Origin of the sequence: Enterobacter cloacae, assembly GCF_011078175.1 — a bacterium.
GTDB lineage: Bacteria > Pseudomonadota > Gammaproteobacteria > Enterobacterales > Enterobacteriaceae > Enterobacter > Enterobacter cloacae_Q.
Window position 1 is genome coordinate 145,969 of the sequence record NZ_JAALCJ010000001.1, and the last position, 12,537, is coordinate 158,505.

The 12,537-nt window shown below is 56.3% G+C and carries 13 protein-coding genes; 7 read left to right on the forward strand and 6 right to left on the reverse strand.

Features of this window, described 5'->3' with window-relative positions:
- The first annotated feature begins 12 nt into the window (after positions 1 to 12).
- The 4 genes from G6Q29_RS00735 to G6Q29_RS00750 all read left to right on the forward strand — a co-directional run bounded on the left by G6Q29_RS00735 (position 13) and on the right by G6Q29_RS00750 (position 4,411).
- A complete protein-coding gene (locus tag G6Q29_RS00735) occupies positions 13 to 1,008 on the forward strand; it encodes an alpha/beta fold hydrolase (RefSeq protein WP_165464144.1) in 996 nt (331 codons plus the stop codon).
- A gap of 44 nt (positions 1,009 to 1,052) precedes the next feature.
- On the forward strand, positions 1,053 to 1,793 hold the full coding sequence (locus G6Q29_RS00740; RefSeq protein WP_165464145.1) for a response regulator: 741 nt from the start codon (positions 1,053 to 1,055) through the stop codon (positions 1,791 to 1,793).
- Positions 1,790 to 3,085: an ATP-binding protein gene (locus G6Q29_RS00745; protein ID WP_165464146.1), complete on the forward strand. Its 1,296-nt coding sequence runs from the start codon at positions 1,790 to 1,792 to the stop codon at positions 3,083 to 3,085. The genes G6Q29_RS00740 and G6Q29_RS00745 overlap by 4 nt, the downstream gene beginning before the upstream one ends.
- Positions 3,086 to 3,220: 135 nt before the next feature.
- Positions 3,221 to 4,411, forward strand: coding sequence for a cytochrome c biogenesis protein/redoxin (locus G6Q29_RS00750; RefSeq protein WP_165464147.1), 1,191 nt, complete (start codon positions 3,221 to 3,223; stop codon positions 4,409 to 4,411).
- A gap of 6 nt (positions 4,412 to 4,417) precedes the next feature.
- On the opposite strand, the gene tam is transcribed toward G6Q29_RS00750, so the two are convergent.
- Positions 4,418 to 5,176: a trans-aconitate 2-methyltransferase gene (gene tam / locus G6Q29_RS00755; protein ID WP_165464148.1), complete on the reverse strand. Its 759-nt coding sequence runs from the start codon at positions 5,174 to 5,176 to the stop codon at positions 4,418 to 4,420.
- An 84-nt stretch (positions 5,177 to 5,260) separates the two neighbouring features.
- Complete coding sequence (locus G6Q29_RS00760) at positions 5,261 to 5,845, reverse strand: NUDIX domain-containing protein (RefSeq protein WP_165464149.1); 585 nt, start codon at positions 5,843 to 5,845, stop codon at positions 5,261 to 5,263.
- 86 nt (positions 5,846 to 5,931) lie between these two features.
- Between G6Q29_RS00760 and G6Q29_RS00765 the strand changes: the two genes are divergently transcribed.
- Together G6Q29_RS00765 and G6Q29_RS00770 are read left to right on the forward strand one after the other, a co-directional pair.
- Positions 5,932 to 6,690: a DeoR/GlpR family DNA-binding transcription regulator gene (locus G6Q29_RS00765; protein WP_165464150.1), complete on the forward strand. Its 759-nt coding sequence runs from the start codon at positions 5,932 to 5,934 to the stop codon at positions 6,688 to 6,690.
- A 104-nt stretch (positions 6,691 to 6,794) separates the two neighbouring features.
- The gene (locus G6Q29_RS00770; protein WP_165464151.1) at positions 6,795 to 8,087 is read left to right on the forward strand and encodes a glycoside hydrolase family 28 protein; all 1,293 of its coding nucleotides are present in this window, start codon (positions 6,795 to 6,797) and stop codon (positions 8,085 to 8,087) included.
- A gap of 171 nt (positions 8,088 to 8,258) precedes the next feature.
- Here G6Q29_RS00770 and G6Q29_RS00775 read toward each other — a convergent pair whose 3' ends face one another.
- The 3 genes from G6Q29_RS00775 to G6Q29_RS00785 form a co-directional block, all read right to left on the reverse strand.
- Positions 8,259 to 8,744: a GNAT family N-acetyltransferase gene (locus G6Q29_RS00775; RefSeq protein WP_165464152.1), complete on the reverse strand. Its 486-nt coding sequence runs from the start codon at positions 8,742 to 8,744 to the stop codon at positions 8,259 to 8,261.
- Complete coding sequence (locus G6Q29_RS00780) at positions 8,732 to 8,998, reverse strand: DUF1778 domain-containing protein (protein ID WP_165464153.1); 267 nt, start codon at positions 8,996 to 8,998, stop codon at positions 8,732 to 8,734. Before G6Q29_RS00780 ends, G6Q29_RS00775 begins: the two co-directional genes overlap by 13 nt.
- Positions 8,999 to 9,061: 63 nt before the next feature.
- Positions 9,062 to 9,991 carry a LysR family transcriptional regulator gene (locus tag G6Q29_RS00785; RefSeq protein ID WP_165464154.1) on the reverse strand — a complete coding sequence of 310 codons (930 nt, stop codon included), beginning with the start codon at positions 9,989 to 9,991 and terminating at the stop codon, positions 9,062 to 9,064.
- A 130-nt stretch (positions 9,992 to 10,121) separates the two neighbouring features.
- Here G6Q29_RS00785 and G6Q29_RS00790 point away from each other — a divergent pair, with 130 nt between their 5' ends.
- Positions 10,122 to 11,519 carry an MFS transporter gene (locus tag G6Q29_RS00790; RefSeq protein ID WP_165464628.1) on the forward strand — a complete coding sequence of 466 codons (1,398 nt, stop codon included), beginning with the start codon at positions 10,122 to 10,124 and terminating at the stop codon, positions 11,517 to 11,519.
- Between the two features lie 21 nt (positions 11,520 to 11,540).
- Here G6Q29_RS00790 and G6Q29_RS00795 read toward each other — a convergent pair whose 3' ends face one another.
- The gene (locus G6Q29_RS00795) at positions 11,541 to 12,536 is read right to left on the reverse strand and encodes a DUF2891 domain-containing protein (protein ID WP_165464155.1); all 996 of its coding nucleotides are present in this window, start codon (positions 12,534 to 12,536) and stop codon (positions 11,541 to 11,543) included.
- Position 12,537 lies beyond the last annotated feature (1 nt).

Sequence of the window (12,537 nt, forward strand, 5' to 3'; positions counted from 1 at the left end):
GGAGATAACATCATGTTTAATAAACTCGCATACTCAGCCGTCGCCCTGAGCGTTTCGCTTGGCACCGTAATGTCCTGTCAGGCAGAAGCGACGGGTAAGGATTACGCGTCGGCCTTTAACCAGGTTAAACAGATTAACGCTGGCGATTTGAACGTCGGTTACGTCGATATCGGGCCAAAAGAGGGGCAACCGGTGATCCTGCTGCATGGCTGGCCGTACGACATTCACAGTTATGCAGAGGTGGCCCCCGCGCTGGCCGCGAAGGGGTATCGTGTCATTGTTCCGTCCCTGCGCGGGTACGGCACCACGCGCTTTATTTCTGATAAAACGCCGCGAAACGGCCAGCCTTCGGCAATGGCAAAAGACATTGTCAACCTGATGGACGCCCTGAATATCAAACAGGCGGTGTTTGCCGGTTATGACTGGGGAGCGCGCACGGCGGATATCGTTGCGGCGCTCTGGCCGGAACGGGTGAAATCGCTGGTCTCGGTAAGTGGCTACCTGATCAGCAGCCAGGCGATTGGCAAGCAGCCTTTGCCGCCGAAGGCAGAGGTTCAGTGGTGGTATCAGTTCTATTTTGCCACGCCGCGCGGGGCGGAAGGCTATGCTAAAAATACGCACGATTTTGCCCGGTTGATCTGGTCCCAGGCATCGCCTGACTGGAAATTCAGCGACGCCACCTTCAATGCCAGCGCCAAATCCCTCGATAATCCGGACCACGTTGCCGTCACGCTCAGTAATTACCGCTGGCGTCTGGGGCTGGAGAAGGGTGAGCAGAAATATGACGCCTATGAACAAAAGCTGGCTACGCTGCCGAACATTACGGTGCCGACCATCACCATCGAGGGCGGTAACAACGGGGCACCACATCCTGCACCCGCGGCCTATGCGGGGAAATTCACCGGAAAATATGAGCACCGTACTTTCGGCGCAACGGTTGGCCACAACCCGCCGCAGGAAGATCCGCAGGACTTTGTTAAAGCCGTTGTCGACGCGGATAAGCTCTGATATGTGCTATTTTCAATCCGTTACCTCTTAATCAGGAGCCTGCGGTGGAGCATATTGATCACATCCTTGTCGTCGATGACGACAGGGATATTCGAGAACTGATTGTCGATTACCTCGTGAAATCCGGCTACCACGCCTCTGGCGCGGCGAACGGGAAAGAGATGCGCGTAGCGCTCGACAAACAGCATATCGACCTGGTGGTGCTGGACGTGATGATGCCCGGCGATGATGGCCTGACGCTGTGTCGACAGCTGCGCAGCAGCAGGCATAAGGATCTGCCGATCCTGATGCTCACGGCACGCAACGAGGACACGGACCGGATCCTGGGGCTGGAGATGGGCGCTGACGATTACGTGGTGAAACCGTTTGTGGCCCGCGAACTGCTGGCGCGTATCAAAGCCATCCTGCGTCGTTTTCGTACTATGCCGCCTAATCTTCAGGTGACCGAGGCAGGGCGCCTGGTGGTGTTCGGTGAATGGCAGCTGGATACCGTGGCGCGTCATCTGATTGATAACGAGGGGATGGTTGTGGCGCTCAGCGGGGCGGAGTATCGCCTTTTGCGCGTATTCCTCGATCATCCTCAACGGGTGCTGAGCCGCGATCAGCTGCTGAACCTGACGCAGGGACGTGATGCCGAACTGTTTGAGCGTTCGATTGATCTCCTGGTGAGCCGCGTGCGACAGCGCCTGAATGAAGATGCCCGCACGCCGGCCTACATTAAAACCGTTCGCAGCGAGGGCTACGTCTTTACCATGCCGGTGACCATCGTCGAGGCCAATGAATGACGCTGTGGCCCCGCACCTTACTGGCCCGGCTGCTGATCATTGTGCTGCTGGGACTCTTGCTGGCTAACGCGCTCAGCCTGACGTTGGTCATGGTTGAGCGAATGCACAGCGCGCGTACGGTTATGCTGGGCAATCTTGAGAATGACGTGGCGACCAGCGTGGCCATTCTCGACCGGCTTCCGGCCAAAGAGCGCCCAGAGTGGCTGGAACGGCTCAGTCGCGGTAATTATCGTTATATCCTTGGCCCCGGCGAGGCAGGCGCCGCGCCAACGGACAAGCGCTCGCGGGATGCGGTTCGCACCCTGAAAGAGACGCTTTCAGCCCAATATCCGCTCCACTTTACGGCGGTGCCAGGGCCGATTTCCCATATTCAGGCCCATCTGACGCTCCGCGACGGCGCTCCGCTCACCATCGATCTGATCCCGCGCATGCCGCCTGTCGCCAGCTGGTTACCCGTTGTGCTGGTTCTTCAGCTGTTACTTGTCGCGCTCTGCTCCTGGATTGCCGTGCGCCAGGTTGTCCGGCCCTTCCTGCAATTCACGCGCGCGGTTGATTCCCTCGATCCTGCGGCCCATTCTCCGATGGCTGAAAATGGTCCGGTTGAGGTGCGCCAGGCAGCCCACGCTTTTAATGAGATGCAGTCGCGGATACAGACCTATCTGCGTGAACGCGCGCAGATTCTGGCGTCCATTTCTCACGATCTCCAGACCCCCATCACGCGCATGAAGCTGCGGATCGAAATGGCGGGTCAGCCCGAACTCCGCGAGAAGCTGCTGAGCGACCTGGATAATATGTCGCGACTGGTACGGGAGGGGATTGCCTATGCCCGGTCATCAGAATCTCTGGAAGAGACCACGCTGAAGCTCGAGCTGAACGCGTGGGTAAACAGCATCGCCAGTGATTATCAGGACATTGGTAAAAACGTGCAGTTTCATGCACGACATACGCGTCTGCCGATCGTCACCCGCCCGCAGGCATTGCGGCGGGTAATGACTAATCTGCTTGATAATGCGCTGAAGTTTGGCGAAAGCGCGGTGATAGAGATTGATGAAGATGAAAGGCAGGTAGCGATCCGCATTATGGATAACGGCCCCGGCATCCCGGAGGCAGAACTGGAGGCGGTGTTACAGCCGTTCTACCGGGTTGAAACGTCGCGCAACCGGGAAACGGGCGGCACCGGGTTAGGCCTCGCCATTGCCGCGCAGCTCACCGCCCAGCTTGACGGGAAATTGCAGCTTGCAAACCGGGCGGAGGGCGGGCTGGCCGTAAGCGTGACCCTTCCGCGCGGTTAATTGTACGCCTGTGTATCTGCACTCCGTGCCGATACGCAGGCAGACAAAATTCAGCTTTTCACACACGGCCTGAACACATTAGTAAGGTGAAATGACCTCACTGCACCTTCGCAGCAACCGTATCGTGAGGTCGTTATGTTTCTGATAATCGCTTTTTTAGGCGGCATGATTAGCCTGCTCAGTCCGTGCACGCTTCCCGTCATTCCTCTGCTGTTCGCCGGCTTTCAGGGGCAGCGCAAACACATTCTGGCGCTTCTGGCAGGAATGATTGTGATGTTCACGTTGGTGGCGATGGTAGTAACGGTTGCCAGCGAGTGGATCGCTGACGCCACCGTTATAGGTCGCTGGATTGCGCTGCTGGTACTGAGCATTGCTGCACTGGCCCTGATATTTCCGCAGTTCGCTCAGCGCATTGCCCGCCCGGCGGTCAGCGCGGGAAACGTTCTCAACACCCACAGCATGCATCGACGCGGCCTGGTTTCGGCTTTTCTGGCAGGGCTGGCCGTTGGACTTCTGTGGTCCCCCTGTGCCGGACCGATTCTCGGGGCGATCTTCAGCATTAATATTGCGGGCCACTCGGCCATCGCAACCGGAGCGCTGTTAGCCGCTTACGGCAGTGGGTGCGCGTTGATGCTGGGGCTGCTTGTCGCGGGGGGCCGTAAGCTGATAACCCCCCTGAGAGCCAAATCCGCATTGATGGCGCGTTTGCGTCAGGGAGCGGGAGTGATGATGTTAGCTGCCGTTGCGTTCAACGCCAGCGGGATGACCTCGGCACTTAAAGGTGCCAACGGGCTTACCGACCAGCTGGAAAAGGCCCTGTTGAGTCTTACGCAACCAACTTCCACGCAGTTGAAACTGCAACCGGTCGCTGACGCGGCGCCGAGCAGCCAGCTACCCTCATTAAGCGGCGGTACGGGGTGGGTAAACGGTGACCCTGTCACGTCTGAGTCCCTGCGCGGTAAAGTTGTGCTTATCGATTTCTGGACCTGGGACTGTATCAACTGCCAGCACACGCTTCCGCACGTGCGTGACTGGGCGAAGAAATATGAGTCACAAGGTCTGGTGGTGATTGGCGTCCACACCCCGGAATACCCCTGGGAAAAGCCGTTATCATCGGTGAAAAACGCGGTCAACAAATGGCGGCTGCCGTACCGCGTAGTGACGGATAATAACTATAAAATCTGGAGCGCGTTCGGAAATCAGTACTGGCCAGCACATTACTATTTCGATGCGAAAGGGCAACTGCGATACACCGCGTTTGGCGAAGGTCACTACGACAAGCAGGAGGCCGTCATTCAGCAGTTGCTCAAGGAAGCGCGTTCCTGATCCGGCTTACGGGACCCGCTGAGCCACCATAAACAGGCGCGGAAAAGCCAGCAGTATCTGCCCGTTTTCCTGGAGCGGATACTGCTCTTTCAGCAGCTCAAGATAGCGTTTCAAATAGTTTTTCTGCTCGCTCTCGCTAAGTTCCTGTAACCACGGTCGTAACCCTGTCGCGCTGACCCAGTCAATCATCGCCTGATGAGAGCTCATCTGATGGAAATAGGTGGTGCGCCAGATATCCACGTCGCATCCCGCTTCCGTCAGAATATCGTAGTAGGCATGGATACCCGGCAATGGCTCGCGGCCACGATCGGGGTAGCCCTGTTCCCAGGCAACTTCACGCATAAGGGCGTGCGTCGGCTCAAGCCAGTTGTCAGGCATTTGCACCGCCAGCACGCCGTTTAACTGGAGCAATGAAATCAGGTGTGGCAGAAGGTGGTAATGGTCCGGGATCCATTGCAGTGAGGCGTTAGCGTAGATCAGGCTAAGAGGCTGGTCAGGTTTGTAGTGACGGATATCCGCCTCAATAAAGTGGCAGTCTGGCAGGGCCTGTCGGGCTTCCTCCAGCATGGCCGGGGAGTTATCCACGCCGGCGATCTGCGCTGAAGGCCAGCGTTGTTTCAGCAGCGCGGTACTATTGCCTGGCCCGCAGCCCAAATCCACGGCAGAGGTTATGTCAGCAAGCGGCACCCGGGCAAGTAACTCAGCGGCGGGACGTGTGCGTTCTGCGCTGTACTGTAGATAAAGTGAGGGATCCCAGTCGGCCATTTTCGCATCTCCATGTTGAGGTGTTCAGCAAGAATAGCACAGGCAAATACCTGCGCCGGAGCAGGTATCTGGCTAATTGTGGGATTATAAAATGCCTTTCAGGGCCAGGTGATACAGCAGCATAATAGTTTTTCCGTCGACAATCTGGCCATTCTCAATGCCCCTAAGCGCGTCGTCCAGCGTCATTTCCAGCACGTCGATATCTTCCCCCTCTGCTTTAACGCCGCCGCCCGCGCTGGTCCGATCCTGCGGTTGATATTCCGCCAGATAGAAGTAGAGTTTCTCGGTAACCGAGCCCGGGCTCATATAGGCCTCAAAAATTTTCTCTACGCGCGTCACCTTAAACCCGGTTTCTTCTTCCGCTTCGGCTTTAATCCGGCTTTCCGGGTCAAGGTTATCGAGCAACCCGGCGGCCGCCTCAATAAGATCCTCCTCGTGACCATTGATAAACACCGGGAAACGGAACTGACGCGTCAGAATGACGGTTTTGCTGTCGCGATTATAGAGCAGGATCGTCGCGCCATTCCCGCGGTCATATACTTCACGCTCTTGCCGCTGCCAGTCGCCATCCCGGCGCTGGAGTTCAAAAGTGTATTTTTTCAGGTTATACCAGTTGTCGGACAACGTTTCGCTGTTGATGATGCGTATATCTGCACGTTTTAATTGCACGTTTGGCTCTCCTCTCGTAGAGTAAACATCATAAACAGCACTTTCGTGCAAATACAAGTAATATCGTGCAATATCAGGAATGAAGAATGCTCACAAGTCAGCGCAAACAGTTGATTCTGGAAAAACTGGAGGCGGAAGGCCAGGTCCAGTCTACTGCGCTCAGCCTCTTTTTCTCGGTGTCTGAGGACACTATCCGCCGGGATTTACGTGAACTGGCGGCAGAAGGGCGTTTGCAGCGTGTTCACGGCGGCGCACTGCCAGCATCATCAGCGATTGCGCCTTTCGCCGAGCGTCAGTCCGTTAAAATGGATGCAAAAAAACGCGTGGCACGGCGAGGCGCGCAGCTCATTTCACCGGGGCAGGTGGTGATCATCGATGGCGGGACGACTACCTCCGAACTGATTACCTTCTTGCCACCCGATTTACGGATAACCGTGGTGACGCACAGTCCGGGTATCGCATTGGGTCTGGTCGACCATCCGTGTATAGAGGTGATCCTGATTGGTGGTCGTTTGTATAAACACTCCATCGTCACGGTAGGCGCGGCCGCTATTGAAGGTATCAACAATATTCAGGCAGATCTGTTCTTCATGGGTGTCACCGGCGTTCATCCTGAGGCCGGGCTGACCACCGGAGATTACGAAGAAGCGTGCATCAAACGCGCATTTTCCGGCAGAGCGGCGGAAACGGTGGTACTGGCCTCACCGGAAAAGATCAACACGGCCTCGGCGTTCGTGATTGGAGACCTGTCGCTGATGAATACGCTGGTTGTTGAAGATACAACGGATGAACGCTGGGTGAGCGCTATGAAAGAAAAGGGCGTTGCGGTGATCGTAAGCCAGTAAATATCCGCTTTTTTGCCAGCCTGACCGCGTGGCTGTCAAACAGACAAAGGTTATCCATCACGCGGATTTCTAGACTAAGGCTTTCATCTGTTTAAGGACAAGCCATGAAAGCGATCTCCATTCTGGCGTACGGCGCGGACCCAACCGCGCAACGCCTGTCAACGTCTGCCATTCAGCAGGCCATAAATAGCGCTCAACAGAACGATGTCATTGTTATTCCGCCCGGCCGTTTTCTGACCGGCGCACTGTTCCTGAAAAACGATGTTTCGCTTCGCCTGGACGCTGGCGCACATCTCGTGGGAAGCCAGGATCTGGCTGATTATCCGTTGATAAACACCCGGATAGCCGGCATTGATATGCGCTGGCCGGCAGGCATTATCAATATCATCGAGTGTGAAAACGTCAATATTACCGGTACGGGTACGATAGACGGGCAGGGTGCCATTTGGTGGCAACGCTTTTGGGGAGATGACGAGCGCAGCGGCATGGTCGGCGATTATAGCGCCAGAGGATTGCGCTGGGTGGTTGATTACGACTGTCAGCGCCCGCGCAATATCCTGGTCTTTGAAAGCCAGAGCATTCTGCTGCGTGATTTTACCAGTCGGGAGTCCGGATTCTGGAACATGCACCTCTGTTATTCGCGCCATATTGCGGTTGAGGGCGTGCAAATCAGCAATTCCGCGGGGCCGAGCACCGACGGGATTGATATCGATTCATGTGAACAGGTGCGGGTTGAACGCTGCATTGTTTCCTGCAATGACGACAATATCTGCATCAAATCAGGACGAGGACGCGAAGCGGCGCAAAAAGCACGTACCGCCCGGGATATAGTGATTCGCGGTTGTACGCTGAATAAAGGGTCCGGGATCACGCTGGGGAGCGAAACCTCAGGCGGCATTGAACGCGTCCTGATAGAAGATAATGCGTTTAACGGTACGGGCGTCGGGTTTCGCATTAAGTCGGCCCGCAACCGGGGCGGATTTATTCGCGATATCACCGTCCAAAATTTACGTCTTACGGACGTACGTTTTCCGGTGCTGATCCAGCTGAACTGGTTTCCGCAGTATAGCTATGGCGAACAGAGCAATTTATCTGATAAACCAGAACACTGGCACAAGCTGGCCAAAGGTGTTGAAGGCGAAGCCGGTCTTACTGCGGTTACCGGACTGACGATTAAAAATATGACGGCGCGTCGCTCAGATAACAAATGCTTCTCGCGGGCATTTTTCATTGAGGGGTATCCGGAACGTCCTGTGGCCGGGTTAACGCTGGAGGGGATTTTGATAGACGCGTCAGAGTTCGGGAAAATTTCCGGTGTGGATGGGCTGCGCTTTCAGGATGTGCAGGTGACTGCCGTAGAGAACACGCAAGACTGTAACGACAGTTATGAGCGTTAAGGCATAAAACCGATGGGCATAATGCACTTAATGAGCAGAACAAGGATGAACCCGAAACGGCTGGTTTTGTTTATAATCAATCTTAGTGCGCATAATGTATATTATGTTAAATGAGATATTATAAAGCCTATCCCTCATCAGATAAGCCCATCGCATTCATCCCTTCCCTTTCTACTGAGGAAGCCTGAGAAACAGTGTCCGTTCCTGAGTCTGCGATGTTTTAAAACCATGGTGGATATAAAACGCTTTGGCTTCCTCAGTGAGTGCATGAACCATGATCGCCCGCACCCCGATATTCTCAGCTACCCGATAACAGCGTAAAACCGCATCGTGGAGTAAATCGGCTCCCAGCCCGTTTCCGCGTAACGAGACATCCACAGCCAGACGGGCAAGTATAATCACGGGAATGGGATCCGGCATGTTACGCCGCAGATTACCTGTCGCTTGCGTATGGTTAACGCTGCCGGTAGCCAGTGAGTAAAATCCCGCGACCTGCTTCGTGCCCGTTTTACAAACGACAAACGTTCGGGCTGCGCCGAGCGCCTGGTTTTTCAGACCTCTTTGTTTTAGCCATTCGTCAAGCACGGCCTCTCCACTGACGAACTCCGCCAGTTGATGGACGCTGGATAAGGGCTCTGGTGCTGTTACACGTCCCACTGCGGTTTCCTTGCCAGCAGTTTTTCTATGGCAGGATCGCCCGCGATCGGGGCATCGAGCATGTCAATGAACTCTGCATACTGCTCATCGTTAAAATTGAATACACGTCGATCGAGGATCACATTCTCGGCTGCCTGACAGGCCATCTCCAGAATGAAGTCTGTACGTGATTTATGGAGGATCTCTGCGGCGGCGTCGATAAGCGCCCGCTGGGATTCTTTGGCTCTGAGATTGAGTTGAACATCTGATTTCATGGGAATACCTCATGTATAGCAATTGCTTTACAATCATAGCATACGCGGTGCGTATAGCAATCGCTATACAGATCCCTTAATCCTGTCTGACCTCTCCACACCGCATATCGTAAGAATTTGCTCTCTCAGCCAGCGGTGAGCGGGGTCGCGTTCCATTCTTGGGTGCCACATCTGTGATACCGTAATACGACGGCTTTTGAACGGCAGCTCGAAAACGTGTACCTGGTCCGTTACCTGCTGATTGAGTATATAGAGCGCGGGTATCATGGCGATAAGCTCCGATGCCAGCGCCACGGACAGCGCCGTCGGAAATCCCGGTACGACGCTCGCGATTTTACGTTTTGTTCCCAGTTCGGCCAGCGCATCGTCAACGGAACCGTGCAACGCGCCCTCGGGTGACGCTACCACATGGCCCCAGGCGACATAATCCTTCACGCTTATTTTTGCCTGCTTAGCCAGCGGGTGCCCCTTACGCACGACGCCCACAAACCGATCCTCAAACAGTCGTTGCAGCCGTATTTCAGGCCCCATATTGCTCTGGACGCCAATCTCCAGATCAACCAGCCCTTCACGAAGATAGCGCGACGTTTTTTCCGGCTTAGGCGCGAAGCGTATACAGACGTCCGGCGCGGCGTCGGCAACCGCCGCTATGAGCGCAGGCCCAAACGCCACCACAAAACCATCGTTTGCCCTGATGGTAAAAAGACGCGCCAGACTTCGCGCGCTGAATGTTTCAGTTGAGGGCTGCAATACCGCCCTCGCCTCGTGCACTGCACGCCTGGCGCGATCCCGAGTCGCTTCGGCCCACGGGGTCAGTACCATGCTACGCCCGGCGCGCACCAGGATCGGGTCGCCTGTGACGTCGCGTAACCTGCTTAATGTCCGGCTCATGGCCGAGGTGCTGAGGTTCAGCCGACGTGCGGCACCTGCGACACTCGCTTCACTCAGTAATATGTCGAGTGCTACCAGCAAATTAAAATCGGGATCGGACATTACCCTTCCTCCCTGCACCTTCATATAAGGCGTTTCATGCAACGATAAAGTGCAAATGGTGCGCCTTCCGCCCTGTAAAAGCCATCTTTATAGTTCTGTCATCCATACACTCTTTTCAGAGGACAACATGATGACGCTCTTTTCCAGTCACCCCGACGACGAAGGACTGCCTGGCCCGGCGCGCGCGCGGGTATTGGCCGCAATAATGACCACCACCTTAATGGGCGTGTTTGATGGCACCATGATTAACATTGCCCTGCCCTCTATGGCTCAGGTGATGCAGGTACCTGCCAGTATTGCCGTCTGGTTCGCCAACGGGTACCTGCTGTCGGCCGCGATGTCGCTGGCGATATTCGCGGCGCTGGCGGCCCGCCTGGGTTACCGCCCCGTATTTCTGGCAGGCCTGACGACCTTTACCCTGACATCGCTGGGTTGCGCGCTGGCGAATACGTCCGAAGTACTTATTGGCATGCGCGTGCTTCAGGGGATCGGCGGCGCGGCGACGCTGAGTATTGCCCCCGCAATCCTGCGGTCCGTATTTCCCGGGCGATTGCTTGGCCGCATTCTGGGGTTGCACGCCCTGCTCATTGCCTCCAGCTCCGCTATCGGGCCGGTTTTGGGCGGGACGATCCTTCATTCCCTGAGCTGGCAATGGCTGTTTGCGATTAACGTTGTTCCCGGCACCCTCGGCACCCTCGCCTTACTGCTGGCTGTCAAAGCGCTGCCGCGGGATGCGGTTCGAAAGCCAGCGCCTTTCGACACCCCGGGCGCCATATTGTCGGCGCTGCTGCTGGGTTCGACGATCATGGCGGCGAACAGCCTCCAGGACGCGACTTATCATCTCGGTAGCCTTTACTGGACAATGCTCGCTGCGCTGAGCGGCATGGCTTTTATCTGGCAGATCCGCCGCACGGATAACCCCTTACTGCCGCCGACGATGTTTAAAAATGAACGTTTTACCCTCGCAGCCTTCACGTCGATGATTGCTTTTGTCAGCCAGGGGATCACCTTTATTGCGCTGCCCTTCCTGTTTCAGAGCGAATACGGCTACTGTCCGGTGGTGTCGGCCCTGCTGTTTACGCCGTGGCCGTTAGGGATCGTACTGATTGCGCCGCATGCAGGCCGGTGGGCGGACACGATTTCAGCCCCGGCGATATCCACCCTTGGGCTGGTGATTTTTGTCGTCGGTTTAATCCTGCTGGCGACGTTACCCGCCCGCCCTGCAATGTGGGATATCTGCCTGCGAAGTCTGGTGTGCGGAATGGGGTTTGGCTGCTTTCAGAGTCCCAATAACCGGGAAATGCTCTCAAACGTTATTCGTGAGCATGCGAGCTATGCATCCGGTGTTTTATCCATTATGCGCACGTTCGGACAGTGTCTGGGCGCCGCCGCCGTGGGCGTTCTGCTGGCCGCAGATGACAGGTCAATTCATGTTGCGCTGTGGATCGCCGCCGCAGCTTCTGCGGTAGCGGTCGCCGTCAGCGCGAGCCGGTTGCGTAAAATCACTCATCCTGCCGAAACAGGATGAGTGCGAAAATATAACTAAGCGCTACTCCAGCGCCAGCAGCGCAAAACTCGCCAGCCAGTGGCCGCCGCTGTAGTGGCTGCCGACAACATGTTCCACGCTTGCCGAAAGATGGCGCGCAACGGCATCGCGCAATGCCTGTCGGGCGGAATGATCTTCCGGCAAGGCGCGGGCTATGTGCTTCATGCACCAGGCGCGGCTGAGGTTAAGCCCGTCCAGGTGCGCGATTTTCGGGTCGGTGCGGTCGCTTACCTCAGCCGGGTTCATCAGCGCAGAAACGGCACCCACCTCAGGCAGAAACGCATCGAACCAGGCCGGGAAATTCTCCACCACTTTACTCATCAGCAGGGCCTCGGTCAGCGCCCCGGAGATATACTCGTCGCCGCCCGGCTCATAATGCGCCGGATATTGCGTGTCCGTATGATAAAAGCGCGTCGCCGCGTCCAGGATCGCCTGTTCAAGCCCGTCATCCGTCACCGCCCGGGCATAATCCAGCCCCAGCGCGAGCGCAAACGCCGTGTTGTAGTGCGTGCCGACGCGAATGGGATAGGTAAGCTTGCTGAGGTAATCTACCAGCCGCTGGCGAATATCCCGCGTTAACGGTTGCAGCGTCTGGTACCAGCGCTCCGCCTGCGGCAGTGACGATTGCTTCAGCTCCTGCGCCAACGCCAGCAGCCAGCCGTAGCCATAAGGCCGCTCAAACGACGCGCGGAACGGCGCGGTAAAATAGGCCAGTTCCTTCGCCACCTTCTCGTCGGTCAGGTGTTCTTCGAACAGAGTGATGATCTCTTCCCGGCACGGCAGTTCGGGCCAAAGACGCAGACAGCGCAGCAGCAGCCAGTAGCCGTGAACCGCAGAGTGCCAGTCAAAACAGCCGTAAAAGATCGGGTGCAGCTCGCGAGGCGGCAGAACGTCGCCGTCATCGTTGAGCAGATGCATAATGTGGTTCGGGTATTCCTGACGTAAATAGGTCAACGGCATTCTTGCAAAGGCGTCAGCCTGATGTTGCGTTAATTCCATT